The sequence below is a fragment of the Branchiibius cervicis genome, from assembly GCF_042661605.1.
Lineage (GTDB): Bacteria > Actinomycetota > Actinomycetes > Actinomycetales > Dermatophilaceae > Branchiibius > Branchiibius cervicis.
The window spans coordinates 297,867-319,273 of sequence record NZ_JBHSWJ010000002.1; the positions used below are offsets into that span (position 1 = coordinate 297,867).

A 21,407-nucleotide genomic window follows, 5' to 3' on the forward strand; every position below is an offset into this window, starting at 1 on the left:
AAGGACATAGGGACATGGCCCGAGGGCGAGACTGCTCATTCCGGCGTCGGCTCACCGAAGCCCAGCGGGTCGCGCGTGAATCGGTAGGTGGCCCAGTTGAACTGACGCACCGAACCGTCCGGCCGACGACGTACGACGAGTAGCTCGCCCTGCTCGCGACCGGACACCGTGCGGAACGTGTCGGGGTCCTGTTGCTCGAAGATCGACGGTGGGGTGGTCGCCGGTGCGCCTTCGACCCGCGCTTCGAGGTGGCCTTCCCGGATCGAGAAGATGAAGCCAGCGCCTTCGGAGAACCACTGTCCGACAAGGGGTTTGAGCTGCGGCGGCTCCTCTGTGCCCGGCACCCAGGGCGTTGGCGCGAGCGGGTCGTGAGTCTCGACGTACGTGCCCAAGCGCACGGCGGTCCCCGCCGGGTCCTTGGCGGCGGAGTTGTTCATCAACACAGCGCCGGTGGTCCCGGACGACGCCTCGGAGAAGAAGCCGGTGATCCCGCCCGGCAGCCCGCCGGTGTGCCCGAACCAGGTCCGCCCCTCGTGCCGCACCAGCTGCAACCCCAGCCCGTAACCGGCGGCCCAGGTCCCGTCGACCATCGCCTGCGGCTGACGCATCTCCAGCGCGGTGTCCGGCGACAGGATCGATGAATCGGGATCCAGCAGGAACGCGTGCCAGCGGACCATGTCCGACAACGTGCTGCACACCGACCCGGCCGAGGCCATCGCGCCCTTGATGATCAGCGGTTCGCGGACCGGCACGTCGGTGTAGTGCGGTACGTAGTACTGCTGCGTGTGCGGCGCCTGCAGCGACAGTGTCGTGCGGGTCAGGCCGAGTGGGTCGAGCAGCCGGCGTTGCAGCGAGGACTCCCACGACTGCCCGTCCAGACGCGCGATGAGCTCGCCGAGCATCGCGTAACACAGGTTCGAGTAGTGCCAGTGGTCGTGCGGGCGGCCCACCCGCTGGGCGCCGTCCCAGCCGTCGATGAGCTCGTCGCGGGAGGGGAACTGCAGTGTGTCCCAGACGTCGCCGACCGGTTCACGCTGCATCCCGGTCAGGTGGGAGAGCATCTGCCGGATCGTCACCCCGGTGTGGGCCGACGGCACATGCTGATCGATCGTGTCGTCCAGGGACAGTTTGCCCTCGTCGCGCAGCTGCATGATCTGCACCGCCACGAAGGTCTTGGTGTTCGATGCGACCAGGAACTGCGTGTTATCGCCCAGCGGAACGCTCGGATCACCCAGGTCCGCCGCGCCGATCGCGGTCGACCACACGAGGGTCCCGCGACGTGCGACACCGGCCACCAGGGCGGGAGTGCGACTGGTCACCTGGGCCTCGACGGCCAGCCGGTCGAGGGCGCGGGTGGTGGACGGCAGCAGATCGGTCACAGCACCGACCCTACGTCCGCTGTCAGACCACCCGATTAGAGTGGCGCCGTGCCCGGCTACTTCCTCGTCTTCGAAGGCGGTGACGGCGCGGGCAAGACCACCCAGCTCACCGCGCTGCGTGAGGCGCTCGCCGATACCGGCCGGGAGATCGTGGTCACCCGCGAGCCGGGGGTACGCCGGTCGGCCAGGCCATCCGCGACGTCCTGTTGCACGGTGAGCACGTGGCACCCCGGGCAGAAGCACTGTTGTTCGCCGCCGACCGTGCGCATCACGTCGCCACGGTGGTGCGGCCGGCGCTGGAGCGGGACGCGATCGTGCTGCAGGACCGCTACCTGGACTCCTCGATCGCCTACCAAGGGGCCGGGCGTGCGCTCGAAGCCGAGGATGTCCGCGATCTGTCCTTGTGGGGGACGCAGGGGCTGCTGCCCGACCTGACCGTGTTGCTGGACGTGCCTGCGCAGACCGGGCGCGAGCGGCGCGGTGCGGTTCACGACCGCCTGGAGCGGGAGGCCGATGACTTCCATGCCCGGGTCCGCGAGCACTTCCTGGCGCTCGCCGCTGCCGCGCCGGAGCGGTACCTCGTGCTGGATGCGACCCGCCCGGCCGACGAGTTGGCCAAGGACATCGAGGCCGCGGTCCGGGAGCGGTTTCCGTGAGTGTCTGGACGGACGTGATCGGGCAACCACACGTCGTACGCACCCTGGGGGAAGCAGTTTCCGACCCGGCCGCCAACACGCACGCGTGGTTGCTCACCGGGCCGCCCGGGTCCGGAAGGTCAACGGCGGCACGGGCTTTCGCCGCTGCGTTGGAGTGCCCTCGCGGCGGGTGCGGGGAGTGCACCGAGTGTCGTACGGCGCTCGACGGCTCCCACGCGGACGTCGAGTTGGTGGCGACCCAGGGCCTGTCGATCTCCGTCAAGGAGGCCCGCCGGCTGACCGAGCTGGCCCAGCGGCGGCCGTCGGTCGGTGCGTGGCGGGTCATCGTGATCGAGGACGCCGACCGACTCACCGAGCAGGCCGCCGATGCGTTGCTGAAGTCCCTGGAGGAGCCGACCGCGCGCACCATCTGGTTGCTGTGTGCGCCGTCCGTGGAAGACGTGATCATCACGATCCGCAGCCGGTCGCGGCACCTGGGACTGCGGACCCCACCACCCGAAGCGGTCGCGGAATTGCTGTCGCGGCGCGATGGCATCGATCCGGAGGCCGCGTTAGCGGCGGCGCGAGCAGCCCAATCGCACGTGGGCTTGGCACGTCGACTGGCTCGCGATCCCGACGCCCGGGCGCGGCGCGATGAGATCGTGGCGCTTCCGCTGCGGATCACCGACTTCGGCGCGGCCATGGCGGCGGCCGATGCGTTGGTGCAGGTCGCGGGAGCGGAATCCGGCGCCAGTGCGGCCGAGCGCAACGCCGCCGAGCGGGAGAAGCTGCTGCTGCAGCTCGGGGCGGACCCGGCCGCGCGGACCCAGCCACCCGCCGTACGTTCGGCGCTGACCCAACTGGAGAAGGAGCAGAAGGCGCGGGCCACCCGCTTCACCCGGGACATGGTCGATCGGGCGCTGATCGACCTGGCCTCGACGTACCGGGACGCCCTGATGGTGAGCGTCGGCGCGCAGGTCGATCTGGTCAATGCCAGCCAGGCCGCGGCGGTGCAGGAGTTGGCGGGGCGACTGGATCCGCCGGGTCTGCTGCAAGCGCTTGATGCCATCGGCCTGGCCCGGACCCGGATCGAGGCAAACGTGCCGCCGCAACTGGCGCTGGAGGCGATGGCGATCAGTCTGCAGGTCCCCGCCGTCTCACGTCGATGACATACCGTCTGAGCATGCGCTTCTCCCGCACGATCCTGCACAGTGCCGCCGCGATCGTGGCGGTCGGCGGCCTGGCGGCGTGTTCCAGCACCGTGACGGTGCAACCGGCGACCTCGAGCTCGACCTCCGCCACGACCAGCGCGTCCACGGGATCTGCCACCTCGAGCCCGGGCGCGACCGATCTTGGCCAGTACTACTCCCAGAAACTCACCTGGCAGGACTGCGGCGGTGTCCAGTGCGCCAAGCTCAAGGTCCCGGTGGACTACGCGAACCCCACGTCCTCGATCGAGATCGCGGTGTCGAAGGTGGCAGCGTCGGGCACCAAGAAGGGCACGCTGGTCGTCAACCCCGGCGGTCCGGGTGGCTCAGGGTATGACTACGCGGCAGCGGCCGATCAGATCGTCAGCAGCGCAATCCGCAGCCAGTTCGACGTCGTCGGGTTCGACCCGCGCGGAGTCGGTCGCTCGGCGCCGATCACCTGCGTCGACGACACGACGATGGATTCGTGGCTGGGTGCCGATCCCACGCCCAACGGCACCGCCGGTGCGCAGGAATTACTCACGCAGTCAAAGGAATTCGCCGACAGCTGCAAGACGAAGGCCGGGCCGTTGCTGGCACACGTCTCGACCATCGACGTCGCTAAGGACATGGACATCCTGCGGGCGGCACTCGGTGAGGACAAGCTGGACTACCTGGGCAAGTCCTACGGCACGCTGATCGGCTCGGTCTACGCCGGGATGTTCCCCGGCAAGGTGGGTCGCTTCGTGCTGGACGGGGTCGTGCCCCCGGACATCACCAGCGAGCAGATGAACCTCGGCCAGGCCAAGGGCTTCGAGCAGGCGACCCGGGCATACGTGAGCAACTGCGTCGCCGGTGGATCGTGCCCGTTGGGCTCCGATGTCGACTCCGGGATGACCAGGATCCGCAGCTTCCTCAACGGTCTGGACGCCAACCCGTTGCCGGTGTCCGGCAATGCCGACGTCACGAAGCTGACGGAGGGTTGGGCCAGCTACGGCATCGCCGAAGCCATGTACTCCAAGGACCTGTGGCCGGTGCTGACCGATGCGTTCAAATCCGCCTTCGAAGGCGACGGAAACCCGATGATGGACTTGGCCAACCAGTACGCGCAGCGCAACGCCGACGGCAGCTACTCCGGCAACCTGATGCAGGTGATCAACCCGGTGTCGTGCCTGGACCGCGGCGGTTCAGCGGACCTCGCGGCCACCGAGAAGGAAGCCGCCGAGTTCGCGAAGCAGGCCCCGACCTGGGGTCCGATGCTCGCCTGGGGGTCGCTGGTGTGCGGGGTGTGGCCGTACCAGCCGGACAAACCGCTGGGCAAGATCACCGCTGCTGGCTCCGGCCCGATCCTGGTGGTGGGCACCACGCGTGACCCGGCCACGCCGTACGCCTGGTCCCAGCAACTGGCCGCCGAGCTCGCCGACGGGCACCTGTTGACCTACGACGGCGACGGCCACACGGCGTACTTCTCCCAAGGCTCATCATGCGTGGACAACACGGTGGACGCCTACCTGATCAGCGGCACGGTCCCGCCGGACGGTAAGGCCTGCTGACCCGGGGTATTTCATCGCACCTGCCGGATCTCTTCTTCGGTACGTAGCCGGGCGCAGGGGTGCTCGGCCGGTCAAGGAGGAACCGCGATGAATGCCATTCCAGTCGAAGACGACACGATCGACGCCGACGCCGCCAAGGCACTCGGACGACGCTCGATGCTGCGAACCCTCGGCGTCGCGGGCGCCGTGGCGGGTGTCGCTGCGCTCGAGGTCGGCCGGTCCAGCGATGCGGACGCCACAACCGGGGACTACCTGCGGATCGGGTATTCCCAAGGTGCCCAGAACATGACGTACCTGACCAACCAGGTGGGTTCCTCCGCGTTGGGCAACGCGCTGACGAGCGAGCCGACGCTGATGTGGGGTGACAACCGGCTTTCGTCGTTGGCCAACGCCAACGGGATCCGCGGTGACGGCAAGGGCCCGAACGGCATGGGTCTGTGGGGAAACTCCGACTCCGGCGGCATCGGGGTGCACGGCGGCGGCGGGATCGGCGTACAGGCCCAGGGGTCGCGGGCGGCGCTCAAGCTCGTCCCGTCGGGTGCGGCACCGGTGAACCGGTCGGACGTGCATCAGGTGGGTGAGTTCGTCGAGGACAGCGGCGGCAATCTGTGGGTATGTGTCGGTGCGGGCTCGCCGGGTTCCTGGCGCAAGCTCGCTGGCCCGGCCAGCACCGGGGCGTTCCATGTCCTGCCGGCTGCCATCCGAACCTACGACTCCCGCAGCTCCGATGGCGCTCTCAGCGGTGGGTCGCGCACCATCACCATGAGTGGTGTGCCGAACGGCTCGTCCGCTGTCACGGTCAGCCTCACCGCGACCGGTACCACCGGCGGCGGCTATTTGGCGCTCTACAAGGCCGGCATCTCCTACCCGGGCAATTCGAACCTCAACTGGTCCGCCAGCGGCACGACGATCGCGGTTACGACCGTGTGCGCGGTCAACTTCGCCTCGCAATTGGTCGTGCGGGGAGCCGGCGGCTCGACGCAGGTGATCATCGACGTGATCGGCTACTACGCCTGACGGCGCAGCGCCGCCGATTGGGTGCCGAAGGGGCGCTCTGCGTATACTCGTCGCGCCCGTCCAGCTGTGATTCAGCCGGCGGGTGACGCCGCCTTAGCTCAGTTGGCCAGAGCGATTCACTCGTAATGAATAGGTCATCGGTTCGATTCCGATAGGCGGCTCCACCACAGGGCGCTGACCAGCAGAAATGCCGGTCAGCGCCCTTCGCGTTGGAGGCGGAAAACGCCTGATTGACACGTTTGTGACACGTTTGAACTCGGGAGTGACACGTTTGACGGCCCGGAGTGGGTGCTGTGGCTCACCGGCGGCGCCTCAATCGCAGAGGCGGTGTCCACAGCCGTCGACTCGAGTCGCTTGCCGCCGTATGATGATCGAGCAGTCCTGGTCTTTCGAGGTCGGGAAAGTGAGCCTCGGGATTTCCTGCCGGACGGCAGGGCCCGGGGCTCGCGTCTGTTTGCGGGCGGGCTGAGCGTCAGATGTTGATAACGGCCAGGCGATCGCGGAGCACGTCTTGGTACTCGCGGCTGCCGGTTCGGGCGCTCACGACGGCGCCGCAGACTGCATCAGGGATCCACAGCATCGGCTCGGTCCTGCCGACGAAGTGACTCAGGCGTGTTCGAGCGGCGGCTTGGGACGTCTTGAGGACATTCAGCATCTCGACGTCACGTCGATCGTCCGCCCGGCCACGCGACTCCAATCGGATGTCAAACACATTGAGCCGTTCCAACTCGTCGACAAGACGCTGAAGGCACTTGCGGCGCTGCCGTTCACTGCGTTCTGGGTGCTCCAAAGGGCGGACGACAACAAGGTGCGCCAGGTTGTAGCTGGCGACGGCGCGGATGATCTCCCGGCGTCGGCGGTCGCTTTCGTTGCGCCAGTGAAGCTTGACCTGGCCCGGAAGTCTGAGCCGAGCGATCTGCTCGCGAGTGTCGTCTTCGGTCACGGGATTACTGATTGCCGCAGCAAGGAGATAGGTGCCCGGGTCGAGCGAGTGATGTGAGCCGGATTCGTCGACCCACGCTCGGAGATCAAATGGCACCGGGGACTAGGGAAGCGGGGTTAGGAGCTGGTCGAGGGTAGATCTGACGTCGGGAGCGATCAACCGCTTGCCGACGTGGTGCTGGTAGGTGACGGACGGGTCGCGGTGCTCCAGCTGTTCGCGGGCTGCGTCGAGGGAGACCTCGTGGGCAAGCAACGTGCCGACAGTGCGGCGAAGCGTATGCAGGGTAGTACCCGCGAGAGCCAGATCTTCCTCGTTGCCGCTTTCGACTGCCCGCTGAACAGCTTGGCGCAACCGGGTTCGCAGATTTGCCGGAGAGAGCCAATTGCCTGTGCGAGAGGCGAATATGGGTGCGGTGGGTTCCGGTTGATTACGTTCGATACGCGCCCGAAGCATGGTGGCAACGGCATCCGGAAGGATCAGCGTCCGGTCGTCTCGGGTTTTGGTGGTGTCCTGTCGATGCAGCCGCTCGACGTAGGTCGTGCGGGGCTCGATGACGGTTCCGCAGACATGCAGCAGCGGCGTGTCGGAATCGAGGTCGATCAGATCGACGGGCCGGATTGCAAGGCCTTCACCTTCACGGCACCCTGTGCCGGGGAGAAGGTCGATGAACTCCTCGAGGTCGGCGTTGGGCTTGCGTCGGTCGGGCACGCGCATCGTGTCACGCCGCACCCGTTGGCGCAGGTGGACGGCTTGGGCAACGGTCAGGTGCTGGACCTCGGCTCGCTGCTCCCGCGCGGACGGAGCGACGTCCCGCATGGGGTTGGCCGGTAGTGCGCCATGGGTGACCGCCAGGCCGAGCATTCCGGCGAGGACCACCCGCAGTTGTCGTGTCGTTCGCCCACCATCGCGTGCGTTGTAATCGCCACGCCGGGGGCCATGTTCGATGTCGGCCAGCAGGCGGTCCAGGAAGGGCACGGTAGCCTCCTGATCAAGACGCTGCCGACCGCAGGGAGGATCACGTTGCGGATCTCGGAGTCGTAGGCGGCCAACGTCTGTGGGGCAAGAGTTCCCTTTGAGCGCGTCTTGCCATGATCACGTCGGTGCTGCATCCAGGCGTCGGCGAGTGTCCGTATGGTGTCTTGGGCTCGGATCGCCTTGTCGTTATGGTCTCCCCGTTCAGCCAGGCGAGCCTTCAGCCGTCGCCCCGCCTCGCCCTTCGTCGGTGCCACGACCCGCACAGATCTGATCCGTCCGTCAGAGTCACGGATCTGCACCCGAGCCGTCCACTTGCCGTCTGGTTGTTTGCGGTAGATGACAGAGCCGTGTTCGCCTCGCGGAATTCGTGTTTGCACCATGAGCTACGACGCCATCCACGCAGCGGCCTCGCATTCCTTCTGCTGCAGCCACTTCTCTACTTCCGAGCGGCGGTAGCGGACGTGCCTGCCGATGTGGAGTGCCACGGGACCGGTCCTTTCGGTGCGCCACCGTTTGAGGGTTGCCAGCGGAATGCCGCCGAGCATGGCCGAGACCTCAGCCGCTGACAGCACCGGATCGTCGGGCCGATTGCGCTCGGGTTGGGCGGGTTCAGTCGTCAACGTAGCCACCTCCCGCAGGGCGTGTCGGTGCAGTTCACGCGGCTATGGATAAAGACCATTACCCCGCTCCTTGGAGGAAGCGACGCAGTTCGCCGACGGTCAGATAGAGGGCACCGTTGCCGTTGAAGCGCTGCCACTGCGGTCCTCGTCCACAGCGACGCCATTCGCGGACGGTGCGCTCGGGGGTTTGGATGATGGTGCAGAAGTCTTTGAAGAGGAGCAGGTGGTCGTTGTCCCAATCATTCGGGACTCCAATGGGTTTGATGGTCACGGGCTACTCCGTAGAGGTCTGGCGAACGACTCGCTCGCGCTGGTGGCGGCCCCCGGACAGTGACATCTCGCGCCGTCCGTTGTGCCCTGATGTCTCCTCAAGGGGTCGGGGGTGGGTTGAGCGGTCACCGGGTCTTGCCGATTGAGACGTCCGCTCACCGACCGACGCCGGTCCCGCCGCGACTGGCCGGTCCTGGGAGTGAGGGTTGCGGCCGGCGGGGCAGCGCGGGCGTTGGTGGTGTGGCGCGGGGTGCTTGGGTGCCGTACCGTTCGATGTCGTCGGCGGCGAGTTGGGCGGCGTGGGTGGGTCCGACGTCGGCGCGGTTGCGGTTGAACACGTCGACCCACTGCCGGCGCGCGTGCTCAGCATCCTCGGTGATGAGGTGGGCGGTGTTGGTGTGCCGACCGCGGGGTGACCAATTAACCTGCCGAATATGTCGGAGGTCGCGAACGCAGTGGCCGCGGCTTTCCGGCCGTCGGCTGCCCCGTTCGCCGTGTCATCGGCGGTGCGCGCACTGGTCGCCGGTGGGACCCTGCTGCTTCTCGGATGGACCATTGGAGATTGGGACCGGCTGGGGGTGGCCTATCTCGGCGCGGCCTGCTCGGTTGCGTTCGTGGTCGGCGATTCGTACCGGGGGCGGGTGACCGGCCTGTGCGCGCAGGCCGCGGGCGCAGTGCTCGGGCTCGTTGTGGCGGGATCCAGCGGCGGCGGAGCGATGACGATGGTCGTGGTGGCCACCGCAGCGGGTGCGGTGTCCGGCCTTGTCGGCGCGGTGGGTCCGGCGGGACCGGCCTTCGGGATGATGCTGAGCATCGGTGTCGCATTCGGCCAGTTCGGCGGGTCCAGCCTCGGGCCGATCGCGCAGGCGCTCTGGTACTTGGTGGGTGCGATCGTCGTCGGAGTGGTGCATTTCGCGGATTGGCCCTTCAGTCGCGGTGTGGCGCACCGTCGCGCGACGATCGGGGTGTACGACGCGGGCGCCGACCTGTGCGAGGCGATCGGACGGCGGGACGCCCACGGGGCGCGCTCACGGATGGCGGCCGCGTCTGCGAAGGCACGCAATGCCGGATGGGACGCCAGAGCCGAACGCGTCGCCCACGCCATCGCGGCCCTGTATGCGGAGGGGTCGCCGGTTCCTCCGCAGGTCGTTGCCGGACTCCGCACGGCGGCAAGACAACTGCGGGCCGGAGACCCTGTCGAGGTCTCGGCCAGATGGACGGCGACGGCCGGGTTGCGCGCGATGACGCAGGCGTTGTCCGGCCCTGGCTCACAACCACCACGGGTCGTCGATCACGATCTGCACCCACCGCTGCTGCCGTCGCTGACCGGGGCAGCAGTGCCGAACGCCGTCCGTATGGCGGTGTGTCTGGGCGTGGCAACCACGGTCACCCTGGCCGCCCACGATCCTCGCCATTCTTTCTGGTTACCGCTCACCGTCGCGGTGATCGTGCGACCGGAGTACGCCTCGATCGTGGTGCGCACGGTGAACCGGATCGCCGGCACCATCATCGGCGCTCTGGTGGCGGCCGCAGTTCTCATGCTGTGGGACAACGGCTTTGCGATTGCTTTCGCCGCATCGCTGGGCTTGGCGTTCGCGGCGCTGACCGCGCCCAAGCTGTACGCGCTCAGCGTCATCGGGCTGACGCTGTCGGCGATCCTGGCCTCGTCGATGGGCCACGCGGACATCGAGACGCCAGCGATTCGCGTCCTCGACACCGTGATCGGCGCGGTCATCGCCGTCGTCTTCGGCTACCTCCTCTGGCCGGGTGCCCGACGCCTCCCGCAACAGGCCCGCCTCGACGATGCTCTCGACGCGGCCACGCGGTACCTCGATGATGCTGCCGCCGGCCCGTCGCGCGACCGGACCGCCTTCGTCCGTCATCGTGACGACGCCTACCTGCGGGCGCACGGGGCGAAGGCAGCGTGTCTGGCCGCGTTTGCCGAGCCGCCGCCGATCCCGGCACGAGCCCGCCAGATGTTGCCGTTGGCGATGGAAGTAAAAGAGATCGTGGACGAGATCACCCTCATCTCCCTGTCGGTCGACGGCGCCGATCCGCCGACCGCGCCAGCCGTCGACCGGACGCGGGAGCGTCTGCACGACCTGCGGTCTGCGGCGTCGGCTGCTGCCGCGCCATGAGCGTTGTCAGACCTGGCGTCGTCGCCGAGGACATACTGGGTCGATGAATCCACCCACCGGTACGACGGTCGGTCGCGAGACGGAGCGCGCCGTGCTGGACGACGCCGCCCGGGCCGCCGCCGACGCCCGGCCCCAGGTTGTGGTGATCGAGGGCGAGGCCGGCGTGGGGAAATCGAGTCTGGTCCGCGCGGCGATCGCTGACCTCGATTCGTTCACCGTCCTGCGCGTCGACGCTGACGAACTGGCCACGCACACATCGATGTGGTTGGTCGCGCAACTGGGCGAATTCGATTCGCGCACACCGCTGGGTGCTGGCCAGGAACTTCTGGCTCTACTGGGCGAGCGACAGTCCGACGGGCCGGTACTGCTGGTTATCGAGGATCTGCACTGGGCCGATGCGATATCGTCGGCTGTCCTGTCGACCGCGCTGCGCAGGCTGACGATGGGCGACCGGGTGCTTGCCGTGGTGACCACCCGACCTGGTGGGCTACCGCCAGATTCGCCATGGCGGCGGCTCGTCGACGACCCGGATCGTGGTCGGCACCTTCTGGTCGGCGCTCTGAGCGTTTCCGAGGTCGGTGACATGGCGGCGGCCCATGGCGTGCTTCTGGGCCCGAATGCGGCTGCGCGCCTTCATCATCAGACAGGGGGCCTGGCGCTGCACGTACGCACCCTGCTCACCGAGCTCGGTCCCGCCGACCTCAACGGCGTCGCGCCGCTGCCCGCACCGCGATCGTTGTCACAGAGCGTCGAAGGCCGCGTGCAGTCATTGCCTGAGCAGGCGCGTCGGCTGGTCGAGGCGCTGGCAGTCGCGGGCGGAGCGGCTGGACTCATCGAACTCGGTACGGCGATGGGGGTCGCCGACGGTCCCCGGATACGTCCGCCGCCCTCGCCGATGCAATGCGCGGCGGCCTCCTGGCCCACACACCTCGCGATCCGATGCACCGCGTGCGGTTTGTCCACCCGCTCTACAGAGCTGCCGTCTACGACAACCTCGCACCGGCGCGACGACGGGACCTGCATCTGGCGTGGGCAACGGCGACGACTGACCCCGCGCGGCGGCTTCATCACCGCATTGCGGCGGCCGACCGTTTCGACCCCGATCTGGCGGCCGAACTGGATGGGGTCGCGGCGCGCACCACTGATCCGACACTGGCTGGTGCCTATCTGACCGCGGCTGCCGACATCGGTGCGGGTGATGATATGCCGCGCCGCGTCCTGGCGGCCGGCCGGGGATACATGAACGGCCGGCACCTGGCGGAGATGAGAGCCCTGGAGCCGCGGCTGCGTGCGTGCCCGGTATCAGCCCAGCGAAACATTGAATTGGGCTGGCTTGCTTGGCAATCCGGCCGCTTGCCCGAAGCTGAGGAGTACCTGCTGGTGGCCGCAGAACTGGACGCGCCGGCCGCCGAGCGCGCTCGCGCTCACTTGGCGCTGAGCGTCCTGTCCAACACCCAGACCCGCGGCGACGACGGCATCCGGCATGCGAACGCCGCGCTCGCTCTCAGCGCGCCCGATTCACCTGAGGCGCAGTTCGCGACCTTCGTGGCGGTGGGTGCGGCCGGTCAAGCCGAGGGCGGTGTAGCCGGATTGGACCTGTTGTTGTCCCGATACCCCGACCCGTGGCCCACCGACGCACTCGACGTCAACCTGGCCTGGGCTCGCGGGATGCAGAACTACTTCGCCGGCCGGTTCGCCGAATCGGCACGGTGGTTGCGGTTGGCCGAGGGTGTGCTCAGAGGCGAACTCTCCCCGCTGATGGGGGACCGGCGGGCGCAGAGTCACGTGATCCTGGCACACTGCGACTACGTTCTCGGGAATTGGGACCGCGCCCTGGTCAGCGCTCATTCCGCCCTCGATCTCGCCGCTGACGAATCCCAACTGTGGATCACTCCGCAGGCCCACGCCATCACCGCGATGATCCATGCAGGCCGTGGCGACCAGGTCGTCGCGCGGCGTCACATCGACCAGGGAACGGACGTCGCGCGATTGGTGGCAACCGCCGACGCCATCGGCATGATCGCCTGCGCACGTGCCGCACTGGCCGAGGCCGGTGGAGACAGCCGCGGCGTGGTCGAGGCGCTGGCGCCGTTGACGCACGACGGTGGAACCCGATTGCCGCCGGCTCATCCCCTCTTCTTCTGGCCCTCGCTGATCGCCGCCCGCCTCGATCTGGGTGACCTCGACGGTGCCCGGACCGAGCTGGCTGCGTTGCGTGCGGCGGCCACTCGCCGGCGACTCGATCTAGCGATGCAGCTGCACTGGCTGGCGGCCCGAATGACAATGATGGAAAGCGACTCCTCGGCTGCGGCGACAGAGTTTGCGGCTGCGTCGAACACCGAGACTCCCCATCACCCGATCTTGGACCGGGCGGCGCTCCGCCGCTCCCACGCTGCGTTTCTGCGGGCGAGTGGTCGTCGCCGGTCGGCGCATGAACAGCAGGCCGTGGCCCGGCGCCTCCTCACCGACGCCGGCGCCGCCGCCTATCTCGCCGAACTCGACGACTCAGCGGACACCGTCATCGCAGCTCCGGCACCGGATCGCCGCGTCACCACGCTCGCCAGGCTGACCGACCGGGAGAGCGACGTGGTGACCTTGGCGGCCGAGGGGCGGACCAACAAGGAGATCGCCGCAACGCTTTTCGTCAGCGTCAAGGCGGTCGAGTACCATCTCGGAAACTCCTACGCCAAGTTGGGTATTCGTGGTCGTCGAGAACTCAGAGCGGTAACCGCCCAGCACTGAAGCCGCCTCCGCGCAGCAGCGTCTGACGGTCGGGTTTACCTTGCTCGGTAACCGGTATGACCGGCACCGAGGTCACTGGAACGGAGGCGAACTGCGGACCGCCGACTGCGCACAGGTACCGACGCAGTTCGACGTCGGAGATGGCCTGGCCGGGAGCAAGGACAACCCAGGCCGCGAAGGACGTGGCGTCGACCGGCGCCGCGACCGCGTACCGTACCGCCGGATGGCTGCACAACGGGTTCTCGATGTCAACGGGCCAGGTCGGACGTCCGTCGATCATCCGCCGGTCGGTTCCGCGACCGCGCACGTGCAGGTACCCAGCCGCGTCGAGCTCCCCGAAGTCGCTGCCATGGAACCAACCGTCAGCCCCGAACCGGTCGGATTCGGTCGGGCTGCCCCGATAGCCGCTTGCCGCGCTTGGAGATCGCACCTCAATGCGCCCGATCTGCCCGGGGCCGATCAGCTCACCGGACTCGTCGACGACGCGCACCTCGAAACCAGGTAACGGTCGCCCGGCACTGCCGAGCAGGTCAGGGCGATCCAAGGAGTAGTCGTTGCCCGCGAGCACACATGCCGGGCCGAATTCGCTGGCGCCGTATACATGCACGAGAACTCCTGGGCCGAGCGCGGTGAGCAGTCGGTGTCGCAACTCGGGCGGCGCGTCGGCGCCCACGTGAATGATGGCACGCAGCGAGGACAGGTCGTGTGCCGAACGCTGCGGGCAGTCAACGAGCTCAACGAGCAGAGGTTCGACAAGTGCCACGTGGGTGATGCGGTCGCGATCGATGGATTGGAGGACGTGCCGCGGATCGAAGCTGTCGTGCAGCACGACGACGCCGCCGGCCAGCAGGGTCTGGTCGACGGCCGTCTGGGCGATGTAGGCCAGCGGGGTGCACACCAACTGCCGACGCGTCGGATCGCTGGGTCCATTGATCAGGCGTAAATACGTTGCGGCGTCGCGAATGCTGGCCTTGGAGACGCCGGTCGTGCCGCCGGTGGCAACGAGTACGAAGTGGTCGTCGGGCGCGACCGCGACATTCTCCTTCTCGTCCTCGCCTACCTCATCGTCCGCCGCCACGATGCCGTCCGGTCCGTCCGCCAGGAGGATTCGTCGGTTCTCGGCGTCGGCGATGGTGGCGGCGACCGCCGCATCGAACACCACGATCGTCTGTGGGTCGATGGCGGCCAGAAACGCGTTGAGTCGAGTTGGCGTATCGGCGTCCGGGCACAGCACGGTGACCGCGCCGCGAAGGCCGGCGGCGAAGCGAATCGCCACGGCGGCCGCGGTGTTGGGGGCGATGAGGGCCACGATGTGCCCGTGGCCGATTCCCTGCCGGGTTAGTGCGCGCCGGAACCGACGGATCTGTGTCGCGAAGTCTGCTGCGGTATGAGGACCCGTCGAATCGGTGCAGACGATGCGGTCGGGCGCGTCGGCGTCGAGTCGATCGAGAGTGAGCCGCGCGTGGGACGCGAAGTGGATGGGGGCTTCGTTGGCTGTGATTGTCATGATGGTCACCTAAACCTGAACGGTGGATGAGGATTCGGGTTCGTCGCTGCCTGCTGCCGGGGCCGGTGTTGGCAATGCGATGGGCCGCGGGCGGCCTGTTTGGTGGGATCAGAAGTATGGGGTGAGGAGGATCTGTCCGTTGACGTTGCCCGGGTAGGACGATGAGTCGGCGCCGACGGTCAGGGTGTCGACCAGTGAGGTGCCTGCGCCGCCGCCGCCGCCGACCTTGTCCGTGCTGTCGGTGCCGCCGGCGCCGCCGCCGAGCACCCCGCCGCCGCCGGCTCCCCGTCCTGCCCGGTGGCCACGGACTGTCCCTGGCTGACGGTCTGGCCGCCGAACTGACCGCCCGTGCCGCCTGGACCATACCCAGGGATGCCGACCAACGAATTGCCATTGGCGTTGTAGCCACCGTTCGCCCCCTGAAGGGGGTTGCTGTTTATTCTGGTGATCGGCTGGCCCAGGCCCCCGCCACCGCCGCCGGCGGCCACCACGAGCGGTGTGCCGTTCTCGGAGATGACCGAGGCGCCGCCACCGCCGCCGCCACCGTTGGCGCCGCTGCCACCAGAGAAGTTCTGGCCGTTCAGAGTCTCACCCCAGCCTCCTGCCGCCCCGGTGGAGCCGCTGGTCCCACCCGCACCACCGACGGCGACATCCAATACCTCACCGGGGGTGACCGGGATGATACCGCTCAGTTCCGTGCCGTCACCGCCGTAGCCATCCGTGACGTTGCTCGTGTTCGGGCCGTGGGACCCGCCGCCTGCCCCGCCGGACATCTTGACCTGCAGTTGGGTGACCCCGGCGGGTACGACGTACTGGAAGGGCCCCCAGGGGTGTCCAACGTGACGCGTCCCTGGTTGATCTCGGTGGTCCCGGAGACGTGGTAGCCATGGTTCAGCGAGTTGTCGAACCCGATGGTGGAGTCGTTGGAGGACCCGGTCAGGGTGTCGTCCCCGGCGATCGGGTCGGTCAGCGTCATCGTGATCCTCTGTCCGGTGGGTTCGGTGTAGGTCACTTTCAGTTCCGCGCCTGCGATGTTGTCGGAGTAGTCCGAAATGGTCTCGGACTGACCTGAGGCCAAGTTCACCGGCCGCTTCTGCCAGTGCCCGTAGGGGTTGCTGGCCGTGGCCAGGGTCAGATTCACCCCGGTGGTGTTGACGATGGTCCAGCTGATCGAGGTCGTCCCCGACGACCCTTCCGGCAAGCGGGCGGCGCTGGCGGCGCCGGCGCCGCTGAGCAGCAGTGCCGCCGACAGCGGCACGGCCGCCACCAGTGCCAGACGGTGGGTGGTGGAGCAGGCTGAGTGCTTGGTCGTGTACATGTCGGGTTCGGGCTTCCTCGGGTCGGTCGATCAGTGACCATCTGATCGTCGGCCGGTCGTTGACGGATAACCCTAGGGTTGTGCCCTAAAGATCGCGGTGGGGTTCGACGGTGACCCGGTACGTACGGAAATCGGTCGCGGGATCAAGTCAGTCCAGGGGACGACGAACAACGACCGCAGTGTCGTCGGAACCCCATCGTCCGGCATTGCTGCACGCAGCCTCCAGGCTGCTGCGTCGCACACTGATCTCGACGCGCACCGGTGGCACCTAGCGATCGGAGAAGACGTCGTAGTGGGGATCGGTTTGCGGTTCGTACTCGATGACCTCTCCGGCGTGCTTGGCCACCTCGTCCCCGAAGAGATGACCGATGAGTGCCGCGGTCATGTCGATGCCGGCGGCAACACCGGACGAGGTCCACCGATCGCGGTCCTGCACCCACCGGGCCCGACGCTCCCATGTCACCGAATCGCCATGCTGGACAACGCGATCAAAGGACCGCTTGTTCGACGTAGCGCTATACCCCTCCAGCAGTCCCGCGGCGGCCAGTACGGCCGAGCCGGTACACACCGAGGTCACCAAAGCGGCACCGGCGACGAAGGTCCGCAGCTGATCGAGGAAGTCGTTGTCGTGCACTACCTTCAGCCATCCGATGCCGCCCGGCACCAGGACGATGTCGACATCGGCGACCGCTGCGAGACTCTCGGTCGCCTCCACCCGGGTGCCCTGGGAACTCGCGACCAGGCCTGCCTCGGTGGCCACCATCGCAACACGGAACCGGTCGGGCAGAACGCTGAGCAGCTCGACCGGGCCGAACACGTCGAGGAGTTCGAAGCCGTCAAAGAGCACCACGGACACCTTTCGCTGCGTCGCTGTGGCTCCGTCAGTCATACGCGCTCCTGTCGTCCTCGACTCAACGTACCCGCCGACAATCCGATGCCAGGACCAGCCGCGGGAACGCGGTCAGCCGAGCACCGGGAGCAGCAGCCGGGAGGTCGCGGCGACGCGGTTGATCGAGCTCGTCCCGACGCTGGCATGCCGGAACCCCATGATCGCGGGCGTGTCGTCGGGCTGATCGTCGCCGAACACCGTGATCCGCACACGGTGGCCGCCCGGGAAGCGGCGCGCGTTGGACACGATCGGGATGCGGTAGTGCACGCGTTCGCCGACGGGCACGGCCTCCGCTGTGGTGCACGGCAGTTCGGGAGCGCCGGGCCGACTGGCCGCTTCGTCGACGCGCCGCAGCGAGGCGCGCAGGTAGCCCGCGGTCACTGGGGTCGCTGTGCCGTCGGGGCCGACGTCGGAGAGCACCGCGAACCAGCCTGCATCGGGGGCTGTGATGGTGGCGTCCAGCGCCAGCTCGATGTCGCCGACGACGTCGAGGTCGGCGGCGAGCGGAGCGCTCGTCCAGTCGAGTGACGACGGCGGATCGGTCGGGCTCGCCACCGGCCGATTGAGGCCCGCGCCCAGCGTCATGAAGACGCGTTCGCCGTCGGTGTCCGCCGGCGCCTGCGTGGTGAGTGTCCCGTCGGCGGCTAGCGTCCACTCCTGCAGGTGCGACTCGGCGGGCGGCCACGTATCGGCGCTGCGCCACGCGGCATCTCCGTCGACATCGGCGCCGGGGACGACGTACCGGATGGGCGGACCCTCGAGGATGCCGGTGTCCCGGCCCTTGAGCCAGTGGTGGTACCAGGCGAGCGCTTCGATGTGCAGACTCTCCCACGGCCAGGTGAGGCCAAAGTCGCCGAGCATCGCGACGCGAACCTCAGGCGCCGAGGTGAGCGCCGCTCGGGTCGGGAACGTGGAGGGGAGGTGCAGGGGCACGTTCTCCCAGTCGCAGCCGAGGTAGACGGGTACGCGCACCCGATCGAGCAGGGGGAGCAGATTGCGGTCATCCCACCACTCGTCGTGCAGCTGATGGGCGACGACCCCGTCGCGCCACATATCGTCCCACGGGTACGGGTCGTGATGAAGTTTCATGAGGCGCTTGAGCAGGACCACGGCCGCCTCGCCGTTCATCCGCCCGAACTTCTTGTGCAGAGCGGGCGTGTTCAGGACGTGGCGAGCGGCATTGAGGACCTTCCCGCGCCACAGCGCGTCCGTCCGTTCCGCCGTGATTCCCACCATGGAGATGAACGGCGAGATGAAGCCGGTGCTCACGAGCCCGTGGTGGCTCGTCGCCTCGTACAGATCGGAACTCACGGCCACCGGCATGATCGCGCGCAGGTGCGGAGGCTGCTCGACGGCGGCCTCGAGCTGGGTGCCCGCGAAGTAGCTGATGCCGATCATGCCGACGTTGCCGTCCGACCATTCCTGCGCGGCCGCCCACTCGACGAGGTCGTACATGTCCTTGCGCTCCTGGCCGTCGTACAGAGTGAACACGCCGCCCGAGCCGCCCGTACCGCGGAGGTTCGCGATCACGTGCACGTATCCGCGCGGGACGAAGAAGTCGCTCGCCCCGGCTTCGATGAAGCCCATGGGTGCGCCGAGGTCCTGGATCTGTCGCGGGTAGGGCGAGGCGGAGACGAGCACGGGATACCGGCCCGGTTCCTCCGGGCTCCACACGTCGACCATGAGGTCGACGCCGTCGCGCATGGGGGCGGCGACATCGAAGTCATGGGTCATCACGTGATCGGGTGCGGACAGATTGCGGTAGGTCCGCCCCGTCGTCTGTGGGCCGTTGAGGTGGCGCTGTCCCGGTTCGATGCCTGCGACGCGCATGGAGTCTCCCTATAGTGCGCCAGTGTTTCACGGTTCGGTGAGACTAGTCTCACGGTATGATGAAACAATGTCAAGATCAGACAGGGAGCGCAGAGCTTCCGCGGAGCACTCGGATGACCTCAAGCCGGGCCCGCGCGATGAACGGGGAGTGCTGGCCGCACGCATCCTCGCCGTCGCCCGCGACGCGTTCGCCGCGAACGGGTATCAGGGCACCAGCATCCGCGCGATCGCACGGGGTGCCGACGTCGATCCGGGGCTCGTCTATCACTATTACGGGGATAAAGAGGCGCTCCTCGCCGCCTGCCTCCAGGTACCTCCCGCGATGCGCGACCGCATCCGCGAGGCGTGGCAGACCCCCGCGGGGGCGCTCGGCACGGCCCTGGTGACCGTCACGATGGCCAACTGGAGCGATCCGGATGCCTCCGCCTTCCTGCGTGCGATGGTGCTCACTGCGGCCCACCACGCCGATACCCGCGACCTGTTGCGCGGTCTCATCCAGAACCAGCTGATGGGGCCGGCGACGATCGGGACGGACGCCGACGACGCCCAGCGCCGGGCTAGTCTGATCGCCTCCCAGCTCCTGGGCTTCGCCATGGCGCGATATGTCTGGGGTGTCGAGCCCCTCGCGAGCATGACCGACGACGAAGTGATCGCCGCGGTCGGCCCCACGATCCAGCGGTACGTCGACGGCCGGCTGGACTGAGCGCCCGCCGCCATACACCACCGGCCAGGAACACATCGAGAACCAGCTCAACGCCCACCACTCAGCAGCACGATGTCGAAGGATCACCAGATGACCACAGTTTCTGCCAAGCAGTTCCTTCAGCGTTGGTTCGCTGAACTGAGTCGGACAGGGTTCGACGCCGCAGTATTTCTCGATGTCTTGAGCGACGACATGGTGTGGACGGCTACCGGAGAGTCACCGGTCTCGGGGGTCTTCCGTGGTAAGCAGGCCTACATCGGTGGGGTCTATCATCCGCTGGATGACCATCTCGTGAGCTGGCCGCGTGCAGACGTGGTTCGGATCATTGGCGACGGCGAATGGGCCGCCGTGCAGTTCCGAGGCTCGGGCGGTCAGGGGCGCAACGGCACGGACTACAGCCTCGATTACTGCTGGTTGATCCACGTCACCGGAGAGCAGATCAGTGAGGTGATCGGATTCTACGACCAGACCAAGGTGCACGAACTTTTCTCGTAACTGGCAACCCCGAGGCGAGTGTGGGAAGTCCAGAGGCACGGCGCTCTGAGCGTCCCGGTAGTCCTTTGGAATTGCCGCTTTGACAACGGTGTTCACTTACTTCGTCACCCAGCGTGGGACCGAGCTAGCTGCCGTCGCGAAGTCGTGGCGCAGACGGCAGCTGCGGCAGGTCACCTACCGACCCGGGAGCAGATCGCTGCGGCAACGCACCACATCCAGCTGACGGCCCAAACTTACGGCTCCACGCACGGCTTCTGGGCGTCGGCGATGATGGTCCTGGTGGGCACGGTGCTGGTGATGAGCCTGCTCACCATCAAGCACGGTGAAATGGCCGAAGAGAAGGCCGCCATGGCCATCGTCTGACGAGGTTCGGGCTGGGACCCGCTGCATCCCGTTGGGTGCAGCGGGTTCGCTCGTCTGCGTCCCGGTTAGGTGCGCATCGACCCGGCCGCCTCCTGGTAGGACTCGAAGGCCTTTAGCTGCGACCAGTCCGGCCAGGTCAGCTCCCACAGCCGGTGGATGCGACCGTCCTTCAAGGTCGCAATCAGAACGACCTCGACCTCGGTGGGTTCCTCACCGGGCCGGGTCGTGGTGATCCATACCCGACCCGCCACGCGGTCGGCCCCCTCGACCCAGGCCGCGTCGTCGTACCTGATGTCGTAGCCAATGGCAGTTGCGTAGACGGTTTCGTGACCCGCAGCGAACTCGGCATAGGTCTGGGTTGCGCCGTTGGTGGCGAGCCGGAAGCCGGGGTCGTAGTAGTGCTCGAGCAGGCTGGCGTCCTTGGCGACGACCATTCGGTCGAACATCTCGATCAGCAGGTCTTTGGCGCTCATGGCGATTCAGCCTGCCATACAGCGTCACCAAACGAGAGGGACGTCGATCGCTCCGTACCAGCGACCGGACGCGAAAGGGTGAGATTTTAAGCAGGGTCGGTGAAAGCCACGCGCATCTCATCCCCACCAGCTTGATGAAGGGCCTGATCGATGTGGGCGCGCTGGTCCACGTCCCAGGAGTCACACGTTTGTGACACGTTTGAGTGGATTTTGGTGCTCCCGTGCGCTCCTTACTGATCCGTAGAAACCCCAGAATTCCCCGGAACGGCGGCCTTTTGCACCGTGGTGCATCTTCGCGGAAACGCTCGGGAGGAATGAATAGGTCATCGGTTCGATTCCGATAGGCGGCTCCATCACAGGGCGCTGACCA

The 21,407-nt window shown here is 67.5% G+C and carries 21 protein-coding genes, 2 tRNA genes and 1 pseudogene; 13 read left to right on the forward strand and 11 right to left on the reverse strand.

Annotated elements, in window-relative coordinates; all coding sequences use genetic code 11:
- Positions 1–35 precede the first annotated feature (35 nt).
- On the reverse strand, positions 36–1,379 hold the full coding sequence (locus tag ACFQBT_RS01810; protein WP_377820120.1) for a serine hydrolase domain-containing protein: 1,344 nt from the start codon (positions 1,377–1,379) through the stop codon (positions 36–38).
- Positions 1,380–1,427: 48 nt separating this feature from the next.
- On the opposite strand from ACFQBT_RS01810, the pseudogene tmk reads away from it, so the two are divergent.
- The 5 genes and pseudogenes from tmk (at position 1,428) to ACFQBT_RS01835 (ending at position 5,935) form a co-directional block, all read left to right on the forward strand.
- A pseudogene (gene tmk, locus ACFQBT_RS01815) lies at positions 1,428–2,035 on the forward strand (dTMP kinase).
- Positions 2,032–3,183 carry a DNA polymerase III subunit delta' gene (locus ACFQBT_RS01820; RefSeq protein WP_377820121.1) on the forward strand — a complete coding sequence of 384 codons (1,152 nt, stop codon included), beginning with the start codon at positions 2,032–2,034 and terminating at the stop codon, positions 3,181–3,183. The pseudogene tmk and the gene ACFQBT_RS01820 overlap by 4 nt, the downstream one beginning before the upstream one ends.
- Before the next feature lie 14 nt (positions 3,184–3,197).
- Positions 3,198–4,754 carry an alpha/beta hydrolase gene (locus ACFQBT_RS01825; RefSeq protein ID WP_377820122.1) on the forward strand — a complete coding sequence of 519 codons (1,557 nt, stop codon included), beginning with the start codon at positions 3,198–3,200 and terminating at the stop codon, positions 4,752–4,754.
- Positions 4,755–4,841: 87 nt separating this feature from the next.
- On the forward strand, positions 4,842–5,771 hold the full coding sequence (locus ACFQBT_RS01830) for a hypothetical protein (RefSeq protein ID WP_377820123.1): 930 nt from the start codon (positions 4,842–4,844) through the stop codon (positions 5,769–5,771).
- Positions 5,772–5,858: 87 nt separating this feature from the next.
- Positions 5,859–5,935: transfer RNA gene (locus ACFQBT_RS01835), tRNA-Thr, on the forward strand.
- Between the two features lie 308 nt (positions 5,936–6,243).
- Here ACFQBT_RS01835 and ACFQBT_RS01840 read toward each other — a convergent pair.
- The 4 genes from ACFQBT_RS01840 to ACFQBT_RS01855 form a co-directional block, all read right to left on the reverse strand.
- A complete protein-coding gene (locus ACFQBT_RS01840) occupies positions 6,244–6,714 on the reverse strand; it encodes a hypothetical protein (protein WP_377820124.1) in 471 nt (156 codons plus the stop codon).
- 102 nt (positions 6,715–6,816) lie between these two features.
- Positions 6,817–7,575 (reverse strand): site-specific integrase, encoded by a 759-nt coding sequence (locus ACFQBT_RS01845; RefSeq protein WP_377820125.1) that lies wholly within the window; start codon positions 7,573–7,575, stop codon positions 6,817–6,819.
- 497 nt (positions 7,576–8,072) lie between these two features.
- Positions 8,073–8,309 (reverse strand): helix-turn-helix transcriptional regulator, encoded by a 237-nt coding sequence (locus tag ACFQBT_RS01850; protein WP_377820126.1) that lies wholly within the window; start codon positions 8,307–8,309, stop codon positions 8,073–8,075.
- A gap of 58 nt (positions 8,310–8,367) precedes the next feature.
- Positions 8,368–8,580: a hypothetical protein gene (locus tag ACFQBT_RS01855; RefSeq protein WP_377820127.1), complete on the reverse strand. Its 213-nt coding sequence runs from the start codon at positions 8,578–8,580 to the stop codon at positions 8,368–8,370.
- Between the two features lie 253 nt (positions 8,581–8,833).
- Here ACFQBT_RS01855 and ACFQBT_RS01860 point away from each other — a divergent pair, with 253 nt between their 5' ends.
- The 4 genes from ACFQBT_RS01860 to ACFQBT_RS01875 are packed head-to-tail and all read left to right on the forward strand — an operon-like array spanning position 8,834 to position 13,459.
- A complete protein-coding gene (locus ACFQBT_RS01860) occupies positions 8,834–8,995 on the forward strand; it encodes a hypothetical protein (RefSeq protein ID WP_377820128.1) in 162 nt (53 codons plus the stop codon).
- A gap of 18 nt (positions 8,996–9,013) precedes the next feature.
- Entirely contained in the window at positions 9,014–10,717 is a 1,704-nt protein-coding gene (locus ACFQBT_RS01865) for an FUSC family protein (RefSeq protein ID WP_377820129.1), read from the forward strand.
- A 43-nt stretch (positions 10,718–10,760) separates the two neighbouring features.
- The gene (locus ACFQBT_RS01870) at positions 10,761–11,888 is read left to right on the forward strand and encodes an AAA family ATPase (protein WP_377820130.1); all 1,128 of its coding nucleotides are present in this window, start codon (positions 10,761–10,763) and stop codon (positions 11,886–11,888) included.
- A gap of 32 nt (positions 11,889–11,920) precedes the next feature.
- The gene (locus ACFQBT_RS01875) at positions 11,921–13,459 is read left to right on the forward strand and encodes a LuxR C-terminal-related transcriptional regulator (RefSeq protein WP_377820131.1); all 1,539 of its coding nucleotides are present in this window, start codon (positions 11,921–11,923) and stop codon (positions 13,457–13,459) included.
- Here ACFQBT_RS01875 and ACFQBT_RS01880 read toward each other — a convergent pair.
- The 5 genes from ACFQBT_RS01880 to ACFQBT_RS01900 all read right to left on the reverse strand — a co-directional run bounded on the left by ACFQBT_RS01880 (position 13,434) and on the right by ACFQBT_RS01900 (position 19,003).
- The gene (locus ACFQBT_RS01880) at positions 13,434–14,966 is read right to left on the reverse strand and encodes a class I adenylate-forming enzyme family protein (RefSeq protein WP_377820132.1); all 1,533 of its coding nucleotides are present in this window, start codon (positions 14,964–14,966) and stop codon (positions 13,434–13,436) included. The genes ACFQBT_RS01875 and ACFQBT_RS01880 overlap by 26 nt on opposite strands.
- 179 nt (positions 14,967–15,145) lie before the next feature.
- On the reverse strand, positions 15,146–15,739 hold the full coding sequence (locus ACFQBT_RS01885; protein ID WP_377820133.1) for a hypothetical protein: 594 nt from the start codon (positions 15,737–15,739) through the stop codon (positions 15,146–15,148).
- Positions 15,655–16,284 carry a hypothetical protein gene (locus ACFQBT_RS01890; RefSeq protein WP_377820134.1) on the reverse strand — a complete coding sequence of 210 codons (630 nt, stop codon included), beginning with the start codon at positions 16,282–16,284 and terminating at the stop codon, positions 15,655–15,657. The genes ACFQBT_RS01885 and ACFQBT_RS01890 overlap by 85 nt, the downstream gene beginning before the upstream one ends.
- Positions 16,285–16,552: 268 nt before the next feature.
- On the reverse strand, positions 16,553–17,173 hold the full coding sequence (locus tag ACFQBT_RS01895; RefSeq protein ID WP_377820135.1) for a DJ-1/PfpI family protein: 621 nt from the start codon (positions 17,171–17,173) through the stop codon (positions 16,553–16,555).
- A gap of 72 nt (positions 17,174–17,245) precedes the next feature.
- The gene (locus ACFQBT_RS01900; RefSeq protein WP_377820136.1) at positions 17,246–19,003 is read right to left on the reverse strand and encodes a CocE/NonD family hydrolase; all 1,758 of its coding nucleotides are present in this window, start codon (positions 19,001–19,003) and stop codon (positions 17,246–17,248) included.
- A gap of 67 nt (positions 19,004–19,070) precedes the next feature.
- Here ACFQBT_RS01900 and ACFQBT_RS01905 point away from each other — a divergent pair, with 67 nt between their 5' ends.
- The 3 genes from ACFQBT_RS01905 to ACFQBT_RS01915 all read left to right on the forward strand — a co-directional run bounded on the left by ACFQBT_RS01905 (position 19,071) and on the right by ACFQBT_RS01915 (position 20,564).
- Entirely contained in the window at positions 19,071–19,706 is a 636-nt protein-coding gene (locus ACFQBT_RS01905) for a TetR/AcrR family transcriptional regulator (protein ID WP_377820137.1), read from the forward strand.
- A 90-nt stretch (positions 19,707–19,796) separates the two neighbouring features.
- Positions 19,797–20,201, forward strand: coding sequence for a nuclear transport factor 2 family protein (locus ACFQBT_RS01910; RefSeq protein ID WP_377820138.1), 405 nt, complete (start codon positions 19,797–19,799; stop codon positions 20,199–20,201).
- A 144-nt stretch (positions 20,202–20,345) separates the two neighbouring features.
- Complete coding sequence (locus ACFQBT_RS01915; protein WP_377820139.1) at positions 20,346–20,564, forward strand: hypothetical protein; 219 nt, start codon at positions 20,346–20,348, stop codon at positions 20,562–20,564.
- Between the two features lie 65 nt (positions 20,565–20,629).
- Here ACFQBT_RS01915 and ACFQBT_RS01920 read toward each other — a convergent pair whose 3' ends face one another.
- Entirely contained in the window at positions 20,630–21,037 is a 408-nt protein-coding gene (locus ACFQBT_RS01920) for a nuclear transport factor 2 family protein (protein ID WP_377820140.1), read from the reverse strand.
- A 267-nt stretch (positions 21,038–21,304) separates the two neighbouring features.
- Between ACFQBT_RS01920 and ACFQBT_RS01925 the strand changes: the two genes are divergently transcribed.
- Positions 21,305–21,390, forward strand: a tRNA-OTHER gene (locus tag ACFQBT_RS01925).
- Positions 21,391–21,407 lie beyond the last annotated feature (17 nt).

Excerpts from the sequence above, each read along its gene's own strand:
- ACFQBT_RS01895 (WP_377820135.1), bottom strand. The coding sequence starts at position 17,173 with ATGACTGACGGAGCCACAGCGACGCAGCGAAAGGTGTCCGTGGTGCTC.
- ACFQBT_RS01865 (WP_377820129.1), top strand. The coding sequence starts at position 9,014 with ATGTCGGAGGTCGCGAACGCAGTGGCCGCGGCTTTCCGGCCGTCGGCT.
- ACFQBT_RS01875 (WP_377820131.1), top strand. The coding sequence starts at position 11,921 with ATGCCGCGCCGCGTCCTGGCGGCCGGCCGGGGATACATGAACGGCCGG.
- ACFQBT_RS01845 (WP_377820125.1), bottom strand. The coding sequence starts at position 7,575 with ATGCTCGGCCTGGCGGTCACCCATGGCGCACTACCGGCCAACCCCATG.
- ACFQBT_RS01880 (WP_377820132.1), bottom strand. The coding sequence starts at position 14,966 with ATGACAATCACAGCCAACGAAGCCCCCATCCACTTCGCGTCCCACGCG.
- ACFQBT_RS01910 (WP_377820138.1), top strand. The coding sequence starts at position 19,797 with ATGACCACAGTTTCTGCCAAGCAGTTCCTTCAGCGTTGGTTCGCTGAA.
- ACFQBT_RS01825 (WP_377820122.1), top strand. The coding sequence starts at position 3,198 with ATGCGCTTCTCCCGCACGATCCTGCACAGTGCCGCCGCGATCGTGGCG.
- ACFQBT_RS01905 (WP_377820137.1), top strand. The coding sequence starts at position 19,071 with ATGTCAAGATCAGACAGGGAGCGCAGAGCTTCCGCGGAGCACTCGGAT.
- ACFQBT_RS01920 (WP_377820140.1), bottom strand. The coding sequence starts at position 21,037 with ATGAGCGCCAAAGACCTGCTGATCGAGATGTTCGACCGAATGGTCGTC.
- ACFQBT_RS01885 (WP_377820133.1), bottom strand. The coding sequence starts at position 15,739 with ATGTCCGGCGGGGCAGGCGGCGGGTCCCACGGCCCGAACACGAGCAAC.
- ACFQBT_RS01900 (WP_377820136.1), bottom strand. The coding sequence starts at position 19,003 with ATGCGCGTCGCAGGCATCGAACCGGGACAGCGCCACCTCAACGGCCCA.
- ACFQBT_RS01870 (WP_377820130.1), top strand. The coding sequence starts at position 10,761 with ATGAATCCACCCACCGGTACGACGGTCGGTCGCGAGACGGAGCGCGCC.
- ACFQBT_RS01890 (WP_377820134.1), bottom strand. The coding sequence starts at position 16,284 with ATGTACACGACCAAGCACTCAGCCTGCTCCACCACCCACCGTCTGGCA.
- ACFQBT_RS01830 (WP_377820123.1), top strand. The coding sequence starts at position 4,842 with ATGAATGCCATTCCAGTCGAAGACGACACGATCGACGCCGACGCCGCC.